Consider the following 23189-nt stretch of genomic DNA (forward strand, 5'->3'; position numbering starts at 1 on the left):
AATAGAGGAAAAGTAAAATCACTTTGTAGTTTAATGTTCCCGTATTATCTCTTTTTGTTTTCTAATGGGAAATTTAAGTATATTGATAAAACAAAATTGGAATATACTTTTAAAATATAAAATCAAAAATTAAACATGAAATTGAGTTATTTTTACTCTCTTTTCAATAGACTAATAAATTTATATTGAAATAAAATTTAAATCATAGTAAACTTATGTAAAGTAGTAGTTTATATATCTTATTTATTTTAATATAAATAAAATAAATATTTGAATGTACTATTTTATCTGTGGTTTACGTAAAAAAATAAAATAAATTATATAAATGAAAGGTGGTTTTTATCAATGGAAGCTTGGAGAAGTTTTAGAGATGGTAAATGGAAAGAAAGTATTAATGTTAGTGATTTTATAAAACAAAATTACACTGAATACACTGGAGATGAATCTTTCTTAGAAGGTCCTACTGAAAATACTTTAGAATTATGGAAAATTTTAAGTGGAATGCTTAAAATAGAAAGAGAAAAAGGAATTTATGATGCAGAAACAAAAATTCCTTCAAAGATTGATGCATATGGACCTGGATATATCAGTAAAGAATTAGAAACAATAGTTGGTTTACAAACTGATGCTCCTTTAAAAAGAGCTATATTCCCAAATGGTGGATTAAGAATGGTTGAAAATTCTTTAGAAGCATTTGGATATCAATTAGATCCAACTACTAAAGAAATCTATGAAAAATATAGAAAGAGTCATAATTCTGGAGTTTTCTCTGCTTATACACCTGCAATAAAAGCTGCAAGACATACTGGTATTATAACTGGACTTCCTGATGCATATGGAAGAGGAAGAATAATAGGAGACTATAGAAGAGTTGCTCTTTATGGTGTTGATAGATTAATTGCAGAAAGAAAAAGAGAATTCGATGCTTATGATCCTGAAGAAATGACAGAAAATATTATTAGAGATAGAGAAGAAATGTTTGAACAATTAGAAGCATTAAAAGCTCTAAAAAGAATGGCAGCAGCTTATGGTTTTGATATTGGAAGACCTGCTGAAACAGCTCAAGAAGCTATCCAATGGACATATTTTGGTTACTTAGGAGCAATCAAAGATCAAAATGGAGCAGCAATGAGTTTAGGAAAAACTGCTGGTTTCTTAGATGTTTACATTGAAAGAGATTTAAAAGAAGGAAGAATAACTGAAAAACAAGCTCAAGAATTTATTGACCACTTTGTTATGAAATTAAGAATAGTTAGATTCTTAAGAACTCCAGAATACGATCAATTATTCTCAGGAGATCCAGTATGGGTTACAGAATCAATAGGTGGTATGAATAACGATGGAAGATCTTGGGTAACTAAAAATGCTTTCAGATATTTAAATACTTTATATAATTTAGGAACTGCTCCAGAACCTAACTTAACAATTTTATGGAGTGAACAATTACCAGAAAACTGGAAAAAATTCTGTTCAAAAGTTTCAATAGATACATCTTCATTACAATATGAAAATGATGATATTATGAGACCACAATTTGGAGAAGATTATGGAATAGCTTGTTGTGTATCTCCTATGGCTATAGGAAAACAAATGCAATTCTTTGGAGCAAGAGCAAACTTGCCTAAAGCATTGTTATATGCTATAAATGGTGGTAAAGATGAAGTAAAGAAAGAACAAGTAACACCTGCTGGACAATTTGAAAAAATTACTGGTGATTATTTGGAATTTGATGAAGTTTGGGAAAAATATGATAAAATGCTTACTTGGCTTGCATCAACTTATGTAAAAGCATTAAATATTATTCACTACATGCATGACAAATATTCTTATGAAGCATTAGAAATGGCTCTACATTCATTAGATATTAAAAGAACAGAAGCTTGTGGTATAGCTGGACTTTCAATAGTTGCTGACTCACTTGCTGCTATTAAATATGGTAAAGTAAGAGTAATAAGAGATGAAGCTGGAGATGCTGTTGATTATGTTGTAGAACAACCATATGTTCCATTTGGAAATAATGATGATAGAACAGATGAATTAGCAGTAAAAGTTGTAAGAACATTTATGAACAAGATTAGAAGTCATAAAATGTATAGAGATGCTGAACCAACTCAATCAGTATTAACTATAACTTCAAATGTAGTTTATGGAAAGAAAACAGGAAATACTCCAGATGGAAGAAGAGCAGGAGCTCCATTTGGGCCAGGAGCAAACCCTATGCACGGAAGAGATACTAAGGGAGCTGTTGCTTCTCTAGCTTCAGTTGCAAAATTACCGTTTGAAGATGCAAACGATGGAATTTCTTATACATTTGCAATAACTCCTGAAACTTTAGGAAAAACAGATGATGAAAAGAAAAATAACTTAGTTGGACTTCTTGATGGATATTTCAAACAAACAGGACATCACCTAAATGTAAATGTATTTGGAAGAGAATTACTAGAAGATGCTATGGAACATCCAGAAAATTATCCACAATTAACAATTAGAGTTTCTGGATATGCAGTAAACTTCATAAAACTAACAAAAGAACAACAATTAGATGTAATAAACAGAACTATCAGTAATAAAATGTAATAAAATAAATAAGGGGAGAATTTTTCTCCCCTTTACATTAGTATTATAGTAAAAAATAATTCGTTACTAGTCAAATTTTTATTCTAAAATTTGGAGTGTAACTCTCTTATTTTTATTCTATAGGAAAGTATAAATTTAAATAATAAAAGTTAGTCTCTGACGTCCGTATTAGTTCGAAGAGCCTGTGTTCATTGAGCTCGTAGAACTCATAAGGCTGTCAAGAGACTTTATTTATTTGAAAGGGAAAATATGCAAGGTTATATAAATTCATTTGAATCATTTGGAACTAAAGATGGACCGGGAATAAGATTTGTAGTTTTTATGCAAGGCTGTCCTCTAAGATGTCTTTATTGTCATAATGTTGATACTTGGGAGTTAAGAGATAAAAATTATATTAATAGTCCAGAAGAAGTTATAGCAGAGTTAAATAAAGTTAAGGCATTTTTAACTGGAGGTATAACAGTTTCAGGGGGAGAGCCTCTACTTCAAGCAGATTTTGTTTTGGAGCTTTTTAAGTTATGTAAAGAAAACAATATACACACAGCTTTAGATACTTCAGGCTATATATTTACTGAAAAATCAAAAAAAGTTTTAGAATATACAGATTTAGTTTTATTAGATATAAAGCATATAGATAAAGAAATGTATAAGAAAATTACTTCTGTTGATTTAGAACCAACACTTAACTTTTTAAAATATCTAGAAGAAATTAAAAAGCCAACTTGGATTAGATATGTTCTTTTACCTGGGTATAGTGATGATATTAAAGATTTAAATGAATGGGCAAATTTTGTGTCAAAATTTAGTGTTGTTAAAAGAGTAGATATACTTCCATTTCATCAAATGGCAATTTATAAATGGGAGAAAACAGCAAGAGAATACAAATTAAAAGATACAAAAACGCCTACTAAAGATGAAATAAAAAAAGCTGAAGATATTTTTAAAAAATATGACTTACCGTTGTATGTTGAAAGAAAATAATTTTAAGAATGAATTTACCAAAGTTATAAAATAGTTTATTAAATTTTGAAAAAGTAAAATATATATTTTATATGATAAATTAAAAATTTTACTTTACAAAGTTTAGTTTATATAATACACTTATATAGTTAGACACACTATATATAGTGTATTATTTTTTTAGAACCACTATATTAAGTAAATAAAGTCTCTTGACAGCTATACGAATGAGTTCTACGAGCTCAATGAACATAGGCTCTTCGAACTAATACAACGTCAGAAACTAATTTTGCTATTTATGCCTATAAAATAAAAAAGGAGTTTTTAGAAATGATAAAAGTATACGGAAAAGAAAATTGTAGTAAATGTACATCTTTAAAAAATATTTTAGCTAGTAGAAATATTGAGTTTGAATATATAGAAGATTTAAAAACACTTATGATAGTTGCAAGTAAAGCTAGAATTATGAGTGCACCCGTTATTGAATATAATAATAATGTATACACAATGGAAGCCTTTCTTGAGGTGATTTAATTGAATTTTGAGAGAAGAAAAGTTATCAATAGAGATGGAATTATTGAAGAATTGAACATTGAAAAGATTAGAGAAAAACTTGAAAGAGCTTGTGAAGGTTTAGAAGTAAATATGGTTGAACTTGAAAGTAAAATTGATTCAATTTATGAAGAAAATATTACTACTCAAAAAATTCAAGCCTCTCTTATCAACTCAGCCGTTGCTATGACTACTTTTGAAGAAAGTGATTGGTCTTATGTAGCAGGAAGATTACTTATGATGGAAGCTGAGAGAGAAGTCTATCATGCAAGAGGTTTTTCATACAATGATTTTCCGAAAATGATAAAAAAAATGATAGAGTTAGGTCTATATGACAATAGACTTGCAACTTATACAGATGAAGAATTACAAGAACTAGCTAGTTTTATCGTTGTGGATAGAGATATGGTTTATGATTATGCCGGAGCAAATATGCTTGTTAATAGATACTTGATAAGATATGATGGTAAGAGTTATGAATTACCTCAAGAAGTATTTATGGCTATATCTATGATGTTATCTCTAAATGAAGAAAAAGTAAAAACTTCAAATAATAAAAAAAGTAGAATTGAAATAGCAAAAGAATTTTACGATGCATTATCACTTAGAAAATTGTCATTAGCTACACCTATTTTAGCAAATTTAAGAATACCTAACGGGAATTTATCATCTTGTTTTATCACTGCTATAGACGATAATATAGAATCAATTTTTTATAATATAGATTCTATTGCTAAAATTAGTAAAAATGGTGGAGGAGTAGGAGTAAATGTTTCTAGAATAAGAGCTAAAGGGTCTATGGTAAATGGGTATTACAATGCAAGTGGTGGAGTTGTACCTTGGATAAGAATTATCAATGACACAGCTGTTGCTGTAAATCAACAAGGAAGAAGAGCAGGTGCTGTTACAGTTGCACTTGATACTTGGCATCTAGATATAGAAACTTTCTTAGAACTTCAAACTGAAAATGGAGATCAAAGAGGTAAAGCTTACGATATTTATCCCCAAGTTGTTTGTTCAAATCTTTTTATGAAAAGAGTAAAAAATAATGAAACTTGGACTTTAGTTGACCCATATGAAGTAAGAAAAATTTATGGAGTAGAACTTTGTGAACTTTATGGATACGAGTTTGAAGAACTTTATGAGAAAATCGAGAAAGATAATAATATTAAAATAAAGAAAGTTTTAAATGCTAAGGATTTGTTTAAAAGTATCATGAAAACTCAATTAGAAACAGGTATGCCATATATTTTCTATAAAGATAGAGCTAATGAAATGAACCATAATTCACATATGGGAATGATAGGTAATGGAAATTTATGTATGGAAAGTTTCTCTAATTTTAAACCGACAGTTGATTTTATTGAAGATGAAAATGGAAATACTTCTATAAGAAAAAGTGAAATGGGAGAAATTCATACATGTAATTTAATTTCTATGAACTTAGCTGAACTTACTCAAGAAGAAATTGAAAAATATGTTGCTCTTGCTGTTAGAGCATTGGACAACACAATAGATTTAACAGTAACTCCGTTGAAAGAGTCAAATAAACATAATTTATTATATAGAACTGTTGGAGTTGGAGCTATGGGCTTAGCTGATTACTTAGCTAGGGAATATATGATATATGAAGAATCTGTTAATGAAATAGATGAACTTTTTGAAAGAATAGCTATTTATGCAATAAAAGCATCAGCATTACTTTCAAAAGAAAGAGGATCTTATAAAGCATTTAAAGGTTCTAAATGGGATCAAGGTTTATTCTTTGGAAAAACTAATGAATGGTATCAAAAAAATTCTAAATTTAAAGATGAGTGGAATGAAGCTTTTTATTTAGTTCAAGCTCATGGTCTTAGAAATGGAGAGCTTACAGCTATAGCTCCAAATACATCAACATCATTACTTATGGGGTCGACAGCTTCTGTTATTCCAACATTCTCAAGATTTTTTATAGAAAAAAATCAAAGAGGGGCTACACCTAGAACTGTAAAACATCTAAAGGATAGAGCTTGGTTTTATCCAGAATTTAAAAATGTTAATCCTATAACTTATGTAAAGATTATGGCAAAAATTGGTTCGTGGGTAAGTCAAGGAGTATCTATGGAACTTTTATTTGACCTAAATAAAGATATAAAAGCTAAAGATATTTATGATACATTAATTACAGCTTGGGAAGAAGGTTGTAAGAGTGTTTATTATATAAGAACTATACAAAAGAATACAAACAATATAGCCGATAAAGAGGAGTGTGAAAGCTGTAGTGGATAGAAAAAAATTATTTAATCCAGATGGTGATGATACATTAAATGCAAGAAAGATTATAAAGGGAAATTCCACAAATTTATTTAACTTAAATAATGTTAAATTTCAATGGGCTAATCAACTATATAGAACTATGATGGCTAACTTTTGGATACCTGAAAAAGTTGATTTAACTCAAGATAAAAATGATTATGAAAACTTAACTGTCCCTGAAAGAGAAGCCTATGATGGAATATTATCTTTTTTAATATTTTTAGATAGTATACAAACTAATAATATTCCTAATATATCAGACCATATAACAGCTCCGGAAGTTAATTTGCTACTTGCAATTCAAACTTTCCAAGAAGCAATACATTCTCAATCTTATCAATATATAATAGAATCTATACTTCCAAAACAAAGTAGAGATTTGATTTATGATAAATGGAGAGATGATAAGGTTCTATTTGAAAGAAATAGCTTTATAGCTAAAATATATCAAGATTTTATAGATGAACAATCAGATGAAAATTTTGCTAAGGTTATTATAGCTAACTATTTGTTAGAGTCTCTATATTTCTACAATGGATTTAACTTCTTCTATCTATTAGCAAGTAGAAATAAAATGGTTGGGACATCTGATATTATAAGACTTATCAATAGAGATGAACTTTCTCATGTTGTTTTATTTAGAAGTATGGTAAAAGAAATTAAAAACGATTATCCAGAATTTTTTACTGCTGAAACTATTTATTCTATGTTTAAAACAGCTGTTGAACAAGAAATAAATTGGACAGAACATATAATAGGAAATAAGGTTCTTGGAATAACTTCTCAAACAACAGAAGCATATACAAAATGGCTTGCTAATGAGAGATTAAAATCTTTGGGATTGGAACCGTTATATCCTGGATTTAATAAGAATCCATACAAACATTTAGAAAGATTTGCTGACACTGAAGGAGAAGGAAATGTTAAATCAAATTTCTTTGAAGGAACAGTAACAAGTTATAATATGAGTTCTTCTATCGATGGTTGGGAAGATTTCTAAGTAAATTTTAAATTATATTAATTAGAAAAAATAACACCTATAATCTTTTTTATAAAAATTATGGGTGTATTATTTTATATAGGAAAGTATAAATTTAAATAGCAACCTGACAGCCGTATGACTCTTCCGAGCTCACCGAAATGTTCTCCAGAGTAATACGGACGTCGGAGACTAATTTTCATATTAAATTTATACTTTCCTATAAAATAAAAAATCCCACAGTTTTCTGTGGGATAATTTTTTGAATAAACCAATTATCTTTTTGAGAATTGAGGGCTTCTTCTTGCTTTTTTCTTACCGTATTTCTTTCTTTCAACCATTCTTGAGTCTCTAGTTAAGAATCCAGCTTCTCTTAAAGCTTCTTTTAAGCTTTCATCAGCAAGTAATAAAGCTCTTGCAACACCATGTCTGATTGCTCCTGCTTGTCCTGCATTTCCTCCACCTACTACATTAACTTTTACTCCATATTTAGATAAAGTTTCTGTTAATGCTAAAGGTTGTTCAACTATTTTAGATAAGATTGCTCTTCCTCCAAAATAATCTGCCATTGCTTTACCGTTTATTTCTACTCCTTGACCACCAGGGATTAATCTTACTCTAGCTACCGAAGTTTTTCTTCTACCAGTTCCTAAATATTGAATTGTATCTGCCACTGTTCTACCTCCTATAATTCTACCTTATTTGGTTTTTGAGCTTCATGAGCATGTTCAGCTCCTGCAAATGCTCTAAGTCTAGTTAGTTGTTGTCTTCCTAATTTGTTTTTTGGAAGCATTCTCTTAACAGCTAGCATTAAAAGTTCTTCAGGTTTTTTAGCTAGGATTTCTCCTAATTTTCTAGCTCTTATTCCTCCAGGGAATCCAGAGTGATTGTAGTAAACTTTGTTGTTTAATTTGTTTCCAGTTACAACAATTTTATCTACATTTGTAACTACAACATAATCTCCACCATCGATATGAGGAGTAAATGTTAATTTTTCTTTACCCATTAATTTTTTAGCTATCTCAACAGCTAATCTTCCTAAAATTTGTCCTTCTGCGTCGTAGTGATGCCATTCTCTAACAACGTCTTCTTTTCTTTGCATAAAAGTATATTTTTTCACTTTTAAATCCTCCTAATATGGTTATATTTTTCTAATATAACGCAACGGTCCTTTGTGGGAAAGGTTAAATTTATACCTAGTTATTATATTACTTTTTTTGATATATGTCAATTAAAATTGCACTAATTATTTTTTATATTTGACAAATCTAAAAAAAAATGCTAGTATAATCAATCATAGAATCGAATAATTAATCGGATGAAGATATGAGGAGAGATTTTTTATTAAAAATAAAAAACACCGAAGAAGTAACTCTTTCAGGTAAAAGGACTCATATTGGACGAACCTCTGGAGAGATTATCATAAAGATAACACCGAAGGAGCAAAGCCATTTTGGCCTAAACTCTCAGGTAAAAGGACGGAGGAATTGTGCAATTCTTATAAAAATTTTATTTTTTTATTTTTATTGTATAATTCTTTTATATTTGATATTCAGAGGTCTTTAGAAAAAGACCTTTTTTTATTTATTCGATGAAATTATAATATAAAAGGAGAAGTTTTTATGTTAAGTGTTATTGCAGAAATTAATAATTTATTTTGGGGAATGATTTTAATTATACTTTTAGTTGGAACAGGATTTTTTTATACAGTCAAATTAAAATTTGTTCAAGTTAGAAAATTTAAAAGAGGAGTAAGACAACTTACTGGAGATTTTAATATGAATGGAAAATCTGCAGACCACAATGGAATGTCTTCGTTTCAAGCTTTAGCAACAGCAATAGCTGCTCAAGTTGGGACAGGAAATTTAGCTGGAGCTGCTACTGCAATAGTATCAGGGGGACCAGGGGCTATATTCTGGATGTGGGTAAGTGCTTTTTTTGGAATGTCAACAATTTATGCTGAAGCTATCTTAAGTCAGCTTTTTAAAAGAAAAGTAGAGGGAGAAGTAACAGGGGGACCAGCATATTATATTGAAGAATTATTTAATAAAAATTTTATAGCTAAAATTCTTGCTATCTTTTTTGCTTTATCTTGTATTTTAGCTTTAGGATTTATGGGAAATGGTGTTCAAGCAAACTCGATAGGAGTTGCAATGGAAAATGCTTTTTCTATCCCTCCACTATTAACAGGGATTATAGTAGCGTTATTAGGAGGTTTTGTTTTTTTTGGAGGAGTTAAGAGAATAGCATCATTTACAGAAAAAGTAGTACCTTTTATGGCAGGTCTATATATTTTAATTTGTTTAATAATAATTTTTATTAATTATGATAATATTTTTCCAGCATTTCAAGCAATTTTTGTAAATGCTTTTTCTACAAAATCTATACTTGGTGGGTTTTTAGGAATGGGTGTGAAAAAAGCAGTTAGATATGGAGTTGCTAGAGGATTATTTTCAAATGAAGCTGGTATGGGTTCAACTCCACATGCACATGCAATAGCTAAGGTTGAAAATCCAGTTGAACAAGGAAATGTTGCTCTTATAACTGTTTTTATTGATACTTTTATAGTTTTAACTATGACAGCTCTTGTAATTTTGACTTCTCATAATGTTGTTGGTGGAGTAGAATTAACAGGAATTTCTTTAACTCAAGTTGCATTTGAAAAAACTTTAGGTTACTTTGGAAATATATTTATAGCTGTTGCTTTATTTTTCTTTGCTTTTTCTACAATAATTGGTTGGTATTTCTTTGGAGAAGCTAATATAAAATATCTTTTTGGAAAAAAGGCTATCGGTATATACAGAGTACTTGTTATGATTTCTATCTTTTTAGGAACTACTCAAAAAGTTGATGTTGTATGGGAGTTAGCAGATTTATTTAACGGTCTTATGGTTATACCAAATTTAATTGCATTAATTTTATTACATAAATTAGTGTCAAAAACATCTAACGAGTATGATGAACTTCATAAATAAAAAAATAAATAAAGTCTCTTGACAGCCGTATGAGTTCTACGAGCTCAATAAACACAGTTTCTTCAAACTAGTACGGACGTCACAGAGACTAATAAGCATGAATGAATAAAGGAGCTGTTACATCTTTAATTTTGTAACAACTCCTAATTTTCTTTATAAAATTTTATTTTAATCTAAATATCCAAGTTTTTTAATTAATTCAGCTGTAAGTACAGCACCTCCAGCAGCACCTCTTAAAGTATTATGAGAAAGTCCTACAAATTTATAATCGAATAAATTATCTTCTCTTAAACGACCAACAGTAATTTGCATTCCTTTTTCATTATCTCTATCTAAAATAGGTTGAGGTCTATCATTTTCTTCATAATAATGTAAAAATTCTTTTGGTGCTAAAGGTAAATCAGTTATTTCTGACTTAAAATTCTTTATCTTTTCTATTAATACATCTTTACCTGGATTTTTTTCTAAGTTAAATGAAACACAAGCTAAATGTCCATCTAATACGGGAACTCTAATACATTGAGCAGAGAATTTCATTTTATCATCTAATTTAATTTCTCCATCTTCAATATGACCAAATATTTTTAGTGGTTCTATTTCACTTTTTTCTTCTTCACCACCTATATAAGGAATAATATTTCCTACCATTTCTGGCCATTCTTCAAAAGTTTTCCCACTTCCAGATATAGCTTGATAAGTACAAATACTTGCTTCTTTTATTCCAAATTCTTTTAATGCAGCAAAAACAGGAACATAACTTTGAATTGAACAATTAGGTTTAACAACTATAAATCCTTTTTTAGTTCCTAATCTTTTTCTTTGAACATCTACTATTTCTAAATGATGAGCATTAATTTCTGGAATAATCATAGGTACATCAGCTTTCATACGATTAGCTGAATTGTTTGATACAACAACGACTTCTTGTTTTGCATAAGCTTCTTCTAGTGCAACTAATTCTTTTTTATCTAAATTAACTGCACAAAAAATCATATCTATATCTTTTGAAACTGCTTCCACTTCCATTGCATCTTCAACTATCATATTTTTTGTAAATTCAGGCATTTTATTGTCGATTTTCCATTTATTTTGCATAAGCTCTCCATATTTTTTACCAGCCGAATTTTTTGATGCAGCAAGTTTTACTACATCGAAATATGGATGATTTTCTAAAAGGACAAGTAATCTTTGCCCAACCATTCCTGTTGCTCCAACAACAGCTACTCTTGATTTTTTCATTTTTTTCTTCCTTTCTTTTTTCTATATTATTTAATTTTATACTTTTCTATAGAGTAAAAATTGTTCCTTTTTTATCTACTTTTGTTATAATAGCTTTCCATTCATATTTTAAAGATTTTAACTTTTCTGTAATTTCATTTAAATTTTTCTCATCTTTTATTATATTAATAAGAGTTGAGCCACTTCCAGAAATAAAAAATCCACAACTATCTATGCTCTCACAAATATTTCTAACTTCATCATATTCGTGTATTAATAATTTTCTATAGGGTTCGTGTATTTTATCATCTAGAATATTTTTTAAAATTTCAGTATCATAGTTTTCAAAACTTTTCAAAACTATTCCTAATCTACTCAAAGAATAAATAGCATCTTTAAAATTTAATTCTTTAGGTAAAGCTTTTCTAGCTTCTTCTGTTTTTGTTTCAAAATTTGGAATAAGTGCAATAAAATTAAATCTCTCATCTACATCATATTGAACATTGTATGGATTTCCATCTACTGAGCAAGAAGCACATAAATTTCCAAATATAGCAGGTGCAACATTATCTGGGTGCCCCTCTATTTCTGTAGCGATTTTTAAGATTTCATTTTTATTTATCTCAGTATTTGTTAGCAAATATGCCCCATATATTCCAGCTACGACACAAGTAGCACTACTTCCTAGCCCTCTAGCAATAGGAGCTTGTTCTTTAACAGAAATTTTAACTCCTATAATAGGTTTATTTAAGTATTCTAAAGCTTTTTTAAAAGCTATATACACTAGATTATTTTCATTGCAGAACTGCTTGTCAAACCCATAAAATTCAAGTTTCTCATTTTTTTCAAAAGTAAAAACAGAATATATTTGAAAAGCCATTCCTAATGTATCAAAACCACAACCAACATTGGCTGATGTCATAGGTACTCTAACTTCAAACATTATTTACTTGCCTCCAAAACATATTGTCCCATTTCTTCTTTTTTTATAACATCACTATGTAGTATAGTTTTTTCTTTTAAATTACTTAAGTTTTTAGGGATTTCAACTTGAGTATAACTATGAAGTTTTTCCATCAATTTAAATTCATCTTCATCATTTTCATTTAAAACTGCTTTTGCAACACTAGCACAGAATTTATAAGGAGAAGCAGTTGATAAAACTATTATTTCTCCCTCTAAATCTTTTTGTTCTAACATAACTTTATATGCAACTGCAGTATGAGGGTCTAGTAAATATTTTTCTTCATTCCATACTTTTGAGATTATAGTAGATGTTTCTTCATCTGTAGCATAACCTGCAATGAAATTAGTCTTAATTTTTCCTAAAATTTCATCATTAACTTTATATTTTCCTGTTTCATTAAGTTCTTTCATAAGACTTTTTATATACTCAGCATCTCCATCTGCTAAATCATAAAGTAATCTTTCCAAGTTGCTAGATATTAAAATATCCATACTAGGAGAAATAGTTTTCAAAAATTCTCTATTTCTATTATATTCTCCCGTTTTTAAGAAATCATAAAGAACATTATTTTCGTTGCTAGCACAAATTAATTTGTTTACAGGTAAACCTAATTTTTTAGCATAGTATCCTGCTAAGATATCACCGAAATTACCAGTTGGAACAACAAAATTTACCTTATCTCCAACTTTTATTTTATTGTTTTTAATTAAATCGATATAGGCAACAAAATAGTAAACTATTTGAGGTGTTAAACGACCTATATTGATAGAGTTAGCACTTGAGAATTTCTTTTTTCCTAGAGCTTTTTGTAAATCTTCATTTAAAAATATATTTTTTACACCAGTTTGAGCATCATCAAAATTACCTTCTATGGCACAAACTTTTGTGTTTTTACCTTCTTGAGTTCTCATTTGTAGCTCTTGAACTTTACTTACACCGTTTTTAGGGTAGAAAACTACGATTTCTGTTTGTTGTACATCTTTAAATCCTTCAAGTGCTGCTTTTCCTGTGTCTCCACTTGTTGCAGTTAAAATTAATATTTCTTTGTCCGTTCCTTCAAGTGCTAATTGAATCAGTTGGGGTAATAAAGTTAATGCAACATCTTTAAATGCACTTGTAGGTCCATGAAATAACTCAAGTATATGAGCTTGTTTTAAAGATACAAGAGGAGTAACAGATTTTACATAAAATTTATTGTAAGCACTTGATATAGCTTTTTTTAATTTTTCTTCATCAAATGAAAAGAATAATTTTAGAATTTCAAGAGCAATTTCATTATAATTTTTTGTTAATAGTTCTGTTATATCTATTTTTTTATTGTTTAAATCTTTTAAAACGAATAGTCCACCATCATCACTTAATCCTTGTAAAAGAGCAATTTTATCGTCTTTTTCAATTTGGTTGTTTCTTGTACTTATATATTTCATACTTCTCTCCTTGATATAATATTCTCTATATGATAGTATCAAAATCTATAATAAATCTGATATAGATCATGTTTATATAAAATAAGAATAAAACTTCTCTCCTTATTCCATATTGGCTGTACTACTCAACCACCATATTGATATGTTCTTATGGCTATATCAACTTGCTTGTAAATATATTATTAAATTTTAAATATTCCAATGGCTCTATTAATTTTTCTCCTGATTTTCTTAATATATTCAATGCACCATTTAAATCTGCATTTATTATTTGCCCTTTATTCGTTTTATACAGTCCTCTCTTTACTCTCTTTCCACTAAATATGTATTCTGTATAATCATTTTCTTTATATATTGGTATTTTATCATTATCAAGATAACTTGCTTTTGATGTATAACTTTCTTCTTGTTCTTTATACTCAATTCCATTATCTTCTAACTTATATTTCAATATTTCCAATATTTTTCTAAAGGCTATACTTACAAAATTTTGATTGTTTGTCACTCCTATATTTATTTTCTCCTTCCAACCTTTATTATATCCTACTACTAATTTTGAAATTTTTTCTTTTCTTAATATTTCTATCAATTTATTAGTATAATATCCTATATAATTTCTTAATTGTTCTCTTCTCTTATATAGTAATAGCATTATTTTCCTTGATATATGATTATTACTAGGTAATGAACTTTGTAGACTTGCTTTCATCTTATTAAAATACTGATTAATAGATTTTAATTTACTTCCTTTTATTGATATTCCTTTCTTATTATAATTAAATACTATTGTAAATAAATTTTCTAGTCCTATATCTATACTTGCAACTCTATCATTCTTTTCACCTTGTTTTATTTCTTTTTCATAGATAAGTTCGCATATAAATTTATCATTTTTATTATATATTCTAAAGCATTTACATTCTAAATTTTTGTGTCTGTTAGCTATTTTAATTCCTTGTTTCATCTTATCAGTACCAATATATCCTAATTTCAACTTCTTCTTAGAAATTACCTGATTATTATATTCAACTAAATTATATTTTTTCTTATATCTAGGAATATTAATTTGTTTATCATAAGTTTTAGTCATTTTCATTTTCAATAATTTCCAATAAGAAGTCCAATCATTTTTAAGTTTATCAACTATATTTTGTACTATTTTTAAGTTAATAGAATATTGTTTTAACTTAGAAAATTCACAAATAAGCTTATAAAACAAAGATGTAAACTGCTTGTTTTCTTCTATATATTCTAAAAATAAATCTTTTAAACTAGGATATTCATCTATAAATTCTAAAGAATATTTATGTTTGTTAGAATTTTTAAAGTAAAGTTGTCTTAGAATATAGTTGGCAAAGTTATATATTTCTTTACTTTCTATTAGTTGAGTTTTAATGTATTTATAATCTGTATGAGATTTTTTTATATTAAACTTAACTATTCTCTTAATTTTCATTCTCTAACTCCTTTTTATTAAACTTCTTTTTGATTTATACCATTCGGATAGATTATATCATAATTGTCACAAATAGACTAAAAAATTATTATATTTTGTGAAATTTTATAATACAACAAATAATATTTTTTACAACTAAAATATAAAAAATATTATTTATAAGTCCTATTTATAATATTGCTACTAACTTATCAATTACTATATTTTAATAATTTAAAAATCTCCTTAAATAGTTAAAAAAACTTGTAATTTACAATATAAATATTGCCATACTTATGATATAATATGTAGCAATTAAAAAATAAAGTGAGGTTTACTAAAAATGTTAAAAGATAATTTACTTTATAATGAAAATGTAAAAGAAAATAGTAAAGAAATTGAACTACTAAAAAAATATTTTCCTAATTATTTTAATAAAAATGGAGATTTTTTATTTAATCAGTTCCAAAGTATGTTGAAACAAAACAATACAATTTTTGATAAGGAAGGATATGAAATAAAATTTTTAGGAAAATCTTATGCGAGATATTTAAGTTCCAAAAAAACTGAAACTTTTATTGTACCTCATTCTCAACATAATGAAATAGAAAAAAATAAAGATAGTGAAAATATTTATATTATAGGAGATAATATAGATGCCTTAAAGCATTTATTGGGCTCTTATTCAGAGAAAATAAAATGTATTTATATAGATCCTCCGTATAATACAGGTTCTGATGGATTTGTTTATTCAGATAATTATAAATTCACAGTAAACCAACTTGTTAATACTATTGGAATTGATGAAAATGAAGCTGAAAGAATTTTAAATTTATCAGGAAAAAGTTCTCATTCTGCTTGGCTTACATTTATGTATCCGAGACTTATTTTAGCAAGAGATTTACTTTCTGAAGATGGAGTAATTTTCATTTCTATTGATGATAATGAACAAGCTAATCTTAAATTAATTTGTGATGAAATTTTTGGAGAAGAAAATTTTATAGCAAATTTCATTTGGAATAATAAATATACTGTTTCAAATGATACTGATATTTCTTATCAACATGAAAATATTTTATCTTATAAAAAATCAGCGAACTTCTTTTTAAACTTGTTGCCAAGAACTGAAAAGCAAAATAAAGATTATAAGAATAGAGATAATGATCCAAAAGGTCCTTGGAAAGCTACTCCTTTACATGCTAGAAGTGGGAGCGAAACTGGAAGATATCAAGTTATTTTTGAAAATGGAATAGCTTGGGAAGCACCAATTGGTCGTTTTCCTAGATATTCAAAAGAGAAACTAATTGAATTATATCAAAATGGTGAATTATATTTCAATAAAAATGGAGGTGTTGATAAAAAAACTTATTTGAGTGAAGTTAGAGAGGGAATAACCTGTGGGACATTGTGGAGCTATGAAGAAGTTGGACATTCACATGGGAATAATGAAGAACTTTCTTCTTTACTTGGAAAAGGCATTTTTAATGACCCAAAAGGAACTTTGTTATTAGAAAAAATATTAAACATCTCAACTAATAAAAATTCAATTATTCTTGATTTTTTCTCTGGTTCAGGAACAACAGCTCATGCAGTAATGAAGCTTAATTCAGAAGATGGTGGAAATAGAAAATATATCTGTGTACAAATTCCAGAACTAATAAAAGAAGATAAGCCAGCAGCTAAAGAAGGTTATAAAACAATAGATGAAATAGGAAGAAAAAGAATTGAACTTTCTGCTGAAAAAATAAAAAAAGAAACTAATGCCAACATAGATTATGGATTTAAGTTATATTCATTAGAAACACTTCAAGATAATATTATAGAAAAACTTAATTATTTTGATGATAACCCTAAGTTAATACCTGAAGATATGATAAAAATTTTTGATACAGATATTACAGAAGCTAAAAATTCTATTCTTTCTACTTGGCTTGTTTCAGATGGATATGGGCTAACAGTAAAAACTGAAAAATATAGATTAAAAGATTTTGACGCTGATAAAATAGAAAATTCATTATATATTATATTAAAAGGACTTAGTTCAGAGGATGTAACAGAATTGATAAGAAAAATTGAAACTACAGAACTTGATATTACAAGAGTTGTTATATATACCCACTCTATAATTTTTAATGTATTACAAGAATTAAGAAAAAATTTAAAAAATCTTAGAAATAATAAAAATGTTGAATTGATTGAGAGGTATTAAAATGTCAATTAAATTAAGTATTTTACCCCACCAAACAGAGTGTTTAGAGAGAGCTTTACAAGTTTTTGATAAAATAAGATTGGATGAAACAAATGAGCCTTATGCGAACCCTCTTATTGACAGAAATGATACTACTTTAAAAAGAAATATTTGGGAAATTCAGGAAAATTTTAATGAAAAGAAAATTCCTAAAGAATATCGTACATACAGAGAAAATAATTTTGGGATTGATATTCGTATGGAAACAGGTACTGGAAAAACTTATTGTTACACAAGGTTAATTTATGAATTAAATAAAAAATATGGATTTCATAAGTTTATTGTTTTAGTACCTACTACTCCAATAAAAGAAGGGACTAAAAGTTTTATTATATCTGATTATGCTAATAAACATTTTTTAGATTTATATCCTAATAAAAAAATAACTTTATCTGTTTTAAATGCACAAAAAAAAGTAAAAGGAAAAAGGAAATTGTTTCCTCAAGCTATTTCAGAATTTGCAAGAGGAACTAAATTAGAAAAAACAAAAATTAGTGTACTTCTTATGAGTAGTGGAATGCTCTTATCAAAAAAAACAATGGATCAAGAATATGATCAAGCTCTTTTTGGGACCTATTCTAACCCTTATGATACATTAAAAGCAACTCGTCCAATTGTAATTATTGATGAGCCTCATAAGTTTAAAATTGAAAATAAGGCATATACAACATTAATTGAGAAGATTAATCCCCAATGCATTATTCGTTTAGGTGCAACATTTCCTAGTAAAGCAAAGAGTAAAGAGAAAGATTATAATAATCTAATATATAATTTAGGGGCTTGTGAAGCTTTTAATAATAATTTAGTTAAAGGTGTTGCAACACAAATGATTGAACAAGAAAATTTAAATGAGGTAAAAATTAAATTATTAGATTTTTCAAGCAAGTCTAAATTTTGTAAATTTAAAAATGAAAAAACAAATAAAAATTATGAATTAAATATTGGAGATAGTTTAACTATTATAGATGAAAATTTTAAAGGTATTTCTATCGAGAGTATTGGAAAAACAGAAGATGATGATATAAAAACTGGAGTTGTTCTTTCCAATGGACAAATTTTATCTAAAGGAGAAAAAATTTATTCAAGTATTTATGGAGAGACATATCAGAGCTTAATGTTAAAACAAGCTATAGAAAATCACATTAAACAAGAGCGTGAAAACTTTTTTAGAGAAAGAAAAATTAAGACCTTATCACTTTTTTTTATTGATAGCGTTTATTCATATCGTGATAATGGAAAAGATGGGACTCTTAGAAAAAAATTTGAAAAAATATTAAAAGAAAATTTAGAAGAAGAATTAAAAAAATATTCCCCAAGTGATTTAAAAATTCATAAAGAATATGTTAGTTATCTAAAAAGTTCTTTAAAAGATATTTCAGCAACTAATGGTGGGTATTTTTCTGAGGATAATTCAACTTCTGATGAAGAAATCCAAAAAGAAGTAGAACAAATTTTAAGAGATAAGCAAAGTCTTCTAACTTTTAAAGATGATAATGGAAATTGGAATACAAGAAGATTTATATTTTCAAAATGGACTCTTCGTGAAGGATGGGATAATCCAAATGTATTTCAAATATGTAAATTACGTTCAAGTGGATCAGAAATTAGTAAATTACAAGAAGTTGGAAGAGGACTAAGGCTTCCTGTTGATGAGTATGGAAATAGAATTTCAAATGAACAATTTTATTTAACTTATTTAATTGACCATTCTGAAAAAGATTTTGCTGAAAACTTAATACAAGAAGTAACTAAAGATGGGGATATGACTAAGAATTTAGTTGTTGATGATAAAATTTTAGAAAAAGCTGCTCAAGATAGAGGAATTGAGAAGACAAAGTTATTTGCAAAACTATTACTTGAAAATTTTCTTGATGATAATAAGAATATAATTTTAGAAAATATGGAAAAATTTTTTGTTGAATATCCAGAGTTTAGTACTGGTTTACAACAAAATAAAATCATAGATAAGAATAAAAATCAATCTGGAACAGTTGGGATTCGCAGGGAAAAATTTAATAAGATCAGAGACTTATGGAAAAAAATTAATCAGAAATATTATTTAAAACTTGATGAAATAAGTGAAGATGAATTATATGAAGCAATTTTAGAAATTTTGAAATCTGATATAGCAGATGAATTAAGTGTAAAAGTAATAGAGAAAAAAATAAGTCCATCAGACGGTAGCTTTGAGATAAAAGAAGAAATGATTAATTATTATCATTTTAATGAAAATATGGAATATAATACTTTTTTAAAACAAATACAAAAAAGTACAGGAATATCGTTTTTTATAATGCATAAAGCTTTATGTGCATATAACAAAATAAAAAAATTGGAACAGTCTTTTTTTAATCAGAAAACTGTAGTTAAGTTTACAGAGAAATATCAAGAATGGTTTGAAAAAACATTTCTTAAAAGATTTTCATATAAAGCTTTAGAAATTGATTCTCTTGAAACACAACTTACTGATATTAATGGAGAGCCAAAAGAGAGAATTATTCAAGGACTTGTTGGAATTATGAAAGATGAAAGAATCGTAACTCCTGATAATTTTTTATATGATACTGTTGTATTTGATAGTGGAAAAGAAAAAGAAAATATAGAGTCTAGTAATATTAAAGAGGTTGTTGTATTTGGAAAAATTCCAAGAAAAAGTATACAAGTTCCTCTTTATTTCGGTGGAACAACAAGCCCAGATTTTATGTATATAATAAAAAAGGATAATGACTATCAATTAAATCTTATTGTTGAAACTAAAGATGTAAAGAAAAATTCTGACATAAGGAATGAAGAAGAACATAGAATATTATCAGCTGAAGAGTTTTTTAAACAGTTAAAAGCTGATGGAGTTAATATTTCTTTTAAAAAACAAATAAAATCAGATAATATTATAAAAATAATTAAAGACTTAATAGAAAATGAAAGGCAGGATTAAAATGAAAATAGCAATTTTAGGTTTTGGTACAGTAGGTAGTGGAGTTTATGAAATTTCAAAAACTTCTAAAAATATTGAAGTAAAAAAAGTTCTTGAAAAAGATTTAACTAAGATAGATATAGCAACAGATAATTATGATGAAATTATAAATGATAAAGAAATAGAATTAGTTGTTGAATGTATGGGAGGACTTCATCCTGCTTATGAGTTTATTATAAAAGCATTACAAAACAAAAAACATGTAGTTAGTGCAAATAAAGCAGTTATAGCTAAGTATCTTGATGAATTTTTGAAAGTTGCTCAAGAGAATAATGTAGATTTTCGTTTTGAAGCAAGTGTTGGAGGTGGGATTCCTTGTTTAGCAGGAATACAAAAAATTCGTCGTGTAGAAAATATAGATAAATTTTATGGAATTTTTAATGGTACAAGCAATTTCATTCTAGATAATATGTATAGATTTGAAAATGAGTTTTTTACAACATTAAAAACTGCACAAGAATTAGGATATGCAGAAGCTGATCCAAGTGCAGATATAGATGGTTACGATGTCACAAATAAAGTTATAATTAGTTTTGCTTTAGCTTATGATGGTTTTATAAAAAATGAATTTCCATGTTTTACTTTAAGAAATATAACAAAAGAAGATATATTATATTTCAAGAAACAAGGATTTATAGCTAAGTATATAGGAGAAGCTATCACAAAAGATGATTTGTATGAAGCAAGTGTAATGCTTAATTTATTCCCTGTTAATGCTTTAGAAGGAAATGTTTTAAGCAACTACAATATAGTTACTGTTAAATCTCATACTATGGGAGAAGTTAAATTTTATGGTCAAGGAGCTGGAAAGTTACCGACTGCCAATGCAATAGTACAAGATATTTTTGATATTATTGATAATATTAATTATCATAAAATTAATATAGAAAAAGAATATAAATATTCTTCAAATTTATTAAAACATAAGTATGTTCTTCGTTTTAATGAGAAAGTCGAATCAGAAAAAATTGAAAAAATTGATAATGATAATGGAAGATATTACTGCTATACAAAAGAAATTACTCAAAAAGAATTGTTAGATTTAATAGGAAATTCAGATTGTTTAGTTACAAAATTAAGTGAGGAGTTATAATAATGTTAAGAGTTGCAAAATTTGGTGGAAGTTCTGTTGCAAGTGCAGAACAATTTAAAAAAGTAAAAAATATTGTTAATATGGATAAAACTCGTAAGTTTGTTGTAGTAAGTGCTGTTGGAAAAGCTAATAAAGAAGATAATAAGATAACAGATTTACTTTATCTTTGTTATGCTCATGTTAAATATAATATGAACTGTGAACATATTTTTAGTATTATTGAAAAAAAGTTTACAGATATTGCTCAAGAGTTAAATTTAAAATTTGATATAAAAGGTGAACTTAGAAAATTAAAAGAAAAATTAGATAGCAAAAAAATTACAGAAGAATATTTGGTTAGTAGAGGAGAATATTTAACAGCTCTATTAATGTCAGAATACTTAGGATATAAATTTTTAGATGCTCAAGATTTGATTTTCTATAATTATGATAATCGTTTTGATTATGAAAAAAGTGAAAAAGCTTTTGAACTTATAGAAAAAACAGGAGAAAATTTTGTTATTCCTGGGTTCTATGGAGCTTATCCAAATGGGGAAGTAAAACTTATGACTCGTGGTGGTGGAGATGTAAGTGGGGCAATAGTTGCAAGTCTTGCTAATGCAAGTGTCTATGAAAACTGGACAGATGTGTCTGGAGTTTTAATGGCAGACCCTAGAATCATACCTAATCCTAAACCTATAAAAGTTGTAAACTACAATGAATTAAGAGAGCTTTCTTATATGGGAGCTAGTGTATTACATGAAGAAGCTGTTTTCCCTGTTGCTTTGAAAAAAATACCTATTCAAATAAGAAATACAAATAAACCAGAAGATTTTGGTACTATCATAAAAAATACAGATGATGATAATTCAGAAGCGTTTGAAAAAAATACAATAACAGGTATTGCTGGGAAAAAAGATTTCTCTATCATTACAATAAGAAAAGTTCATATGTCTAATGAAGTTGGACTTATAAAAAAAGCTCTAACAGTCTTTGAAGACTATAATGTTAGCATTGAACATATTCCTAGTGGAGTAGACTCTTTTTCTGTTGTAGTAGAAAGTAAAGCTGTAAAACCTTTTGTTTATGAACTTATGGGTAAACTTAGAAAGGCTACTTCTGCTGATGAAGTTACTTTAACTAATGAAATTTCATTGATTGCTACTGTTGGAACTGGAATGAAAAATAATAAGGGAGTTTCTGGAAGATTATTGACTGCAATAGGAAAATCAGGAATTAATATAGTAGTAATTTCTCAAACAAGTGATGAAATTAACATAATAGTTGGAGTTCATAATTCAGATTATGAAAGAACAATAAAGACAATTTATTATGAATTTAACCCACAATAAAAAATGTACTGCACCCATAATCTTGGACACAAGATTGGAGGTGCAGTTTTTCATTATTAATAAAAAATATAAAAAATACTTTATTTTAAAAGAAAAATAATATATAATAACAGTCGTTATTTAATATAACTTAACAAAATTTAATATATAGTATAAGG

General features: G+C 27.4%; 16 protein-coding genes and 2 riboswitches. Of the genes, 10 read left to right on the forward strand and 6 right to left on the reverse strand.

Going from position 1 to position 23189, the window contains the following annotated elements:
* Window positions 1–345: 345 nt before the first annotated feature.
* From pflB to BQ2505_RS01710, 5 genes are all read left to right on the forward strand, one after another.
* A complete protein-coding gene (gene pflB / locus BQ2505_RS01690; protein ID WP_074016085.1) occupies window positions 346–2577 on the forward strand; it encodes a formate C-acetyltransferase in 2232 nt (743 codons plus the stop codon).
* A gap of 249 nt (window positions 2578–2826) precedes the next feature.
* Entirely contained in the window at window positions 2827–3558 is a 732-nt protein-coding gene (gene pflA / locus BQ2505_RS01695; protein ID WP_074016086.1) for a pyruvate formate-lyase-activating protein, read from the forward strand.
* A gap of 309 nt (window positions 3559–3867) precedes the next feature.
* Window positions 3868–4071: a glutaredoxin domain-containing protein gene (locus tag BQ2505_RS01700; protein WP_074016087.1), complete on the forward strand. Its 204-nt coding sequence runs from the start codon at window positions 3868–3870 to the stop codon at window positions 4069–4071.
* Window positions 4072–6357, forward strand: a complete 2286-nt coding sequence (locus BQ2505_RS01705) for a ribonucleoside-diphosphate reductase subunit alpha (RefSeq protein WP_074016088.1) — start codon at window positions 4072–4074, stop codon at window positions 6355–6357. It abuts the gene before it with no gap.
* A complete protein-coding gene (locus BQ2505_RS01710) occupies window positions 6350–7384 on the forward strand; it encodes a ribonucleotide-diphosphate reductase subunit beta (RefSeq protein WP_074016212.1) in 1035 nt (344 codons plus the stop codon). Before BQ2505_RS01705 ends, BQ2505_RS01710 begins: the two co-directional genes overlap by 8 nt.
* Before the next feature lie 254 nt (window positions 7385–7638).
* Here BQ2505_RS01710 and rpsI read toward each other — a convergent pair whose 3' ends face one another.
* Window positions 7639–8037, reverse strand: a complete 399-nt coding sequence (gene rpsI / locus BQ2505_RS01715) for a 30S ribosomal protein S9 (protein ID WP_074016089.1) — start codon at window positions 8035–8037, stop codon at window positions 7639–7641.
* Window positions 8038–8048: 11 nt separating this feature from the next.
* Window positions 8049–8483, reverse strand: a complete 435-nt coding sequence (gene rplM / locus BQ2505_RS01720) for a 50S ribosomal protein L13 (protein ID WP_074016090.1) — start codon at window positions 8481–8483, stop codon at window positions 8049–8051.
* 198 nt (window positions 8484–8681) lie between these two features.
* A riboswitch (glycine riboswitch) is annotated at window positions 8682–8766 on the forward strand.
* 2 nt (window positions 8767–8768) lie between these two features.
* Window positions 8769–8848, forward strand: a riboswitch (glycine riboswitch).
* A gap of 137 nt (window positions 8849–8985) precedes the next feature.
* Between rplM and BQ2505_RS01725 the strand changes: the two genes are divergently transcribed.
* Window positions 8986–10338 carry an alanine/glycine:cation symporter family protein gene (locus BQ2505_RS01725; protein WP_074016091.1) on the forward strand — a complete coding sequence of 451 codons (1353 nt, stop codon included), beginning with the start codon at window positions 8986–8988 and terminating at the stop codon, window positions 10336–10338.
* A gap of 168 nt (window positions 10339–10506) precedes the next feature.
* Here BQ2505_RS01725 and asd read toward each other — a convergent pair whose 3' ends face one another.
* The 4 genes from asd to BQ2505_RS01745 form a co-directional block, all read right to left on the reverse strand.
* On the reverse strand, window positions 10507–11577 hold the full coding sequence (gene asd, locus BQ2505_RS01730; RefSeq protein ID WP_074016092.1) for an aspartate-semialdehyde dehydrogenase: 1071 nt from the start codon (window positions 11575–11577) through the stop codon (window positions 10507–10509).
* A 46-nt stretch (window positions 11578–11623) separates the two neighbouring features.
* A complete protein-coding gene (gene thrB, locus BQ2505_RS01735; protein WP_074016093.1) occupies window positions 11624–12499 on the reverse strand; it encodes a homoserine kinase in 876 nt (291 codons plus the stop codon).
* The gene (gene thrC, locus BQ2505_RS01740; protein WP_074016094.1) at window positions 12499–13950 is read right to left on the reverse strand and encodes a threonine synthase; all 1452 of its coding nucleotides are present in this window, start codon (window positions 13948–13950) and stop codon (window positions 12499–12501) included. The genes thrB and thrC overlap by 1 nt, the downstream gene beginning before the upstream one ends.
* A 154-nt stretch (window positions 13951–14104) precedes the next feature.
* Window positions 14105–15406, reverse strand: coding sequence for an RNA-guided endonuclease InsQ/TnpB family protein (locus tag BQ2505_RS01745; RefSeq protein ID WP_074016095.1), 1302 nt, complete (start codon window positions 15404–15406; stop codon window positions 14105–14107).
* 322 nt (window positions 15407–15728) lie between these two features.
* Here BQ2505_RS01745 and BQ2505_RS01750 point away from each other — a divergent pair, with 322 nt between their 5' ends.
* Genes BQ2505_RS01750 through BQ2505_RS01765 form a run of 4 tightly spaced genes read left to right on the forward strand, consistent with a single transcriptional unit; the run spans window position 15729 to window position 23031 of the window.
* Window positions 15729–17594 carry a site-specific DNA-methyltransferase gene (locus BQ2505_RS01750; RefSeq protein ID WP_074016096.1) on the forward strand — a complete coding sequence of 622 codons (1866 nt, stop codon included), beginning with the start codon at window positions 15729–15731 and terminating at the stop codon, window positions 17592–17594.
* A gap of 1 nt (window position 17595) precedes the next feature.
* Window positions 17596–20568, forward strand: a complete 2973-nt coding sequence (locus BQ2505_RS01755) for a type III restriction-modification system endonuclease (RefSeq protein ID WP_074016097.1) — start codon at window positions 17596–17598, stop codon at window positions 20566–20568.
* A gap of 1 nt (window position 20569) precedes the next feature.
* Entirely contained in the window at window positions 20570–21700 is a 1131-nt protein-coding gene (locus BQ2505_RS01760; protein WP_074016098.1) for a homoserine dehydrogenase, read from the forward strand.
* 2 nt (window positions 21701–21702) lie between these two features.
* Window positions 21703–23031, forward strand: coding sequence for an aspartate kinase (locus BQ2505_RS01765; protein ID WP_074016099.1), 1329 nt, complete (start codon window positions 21703–21705; stop codon window positions 23029–23031).
* Window positions 23032–23189 lie beyond the last annotated feature (158 nt).

Origin of the sequence: Fusobacterium massiliense (assembly GCF_900095705.1) — a bacterium.
GTDB lineage: Bacteria > Fusobacteriota > Fusobacteriia > Fusobacteriales > Fusobacteriaceae > Fusobacterium > Fusobacterium massiliense.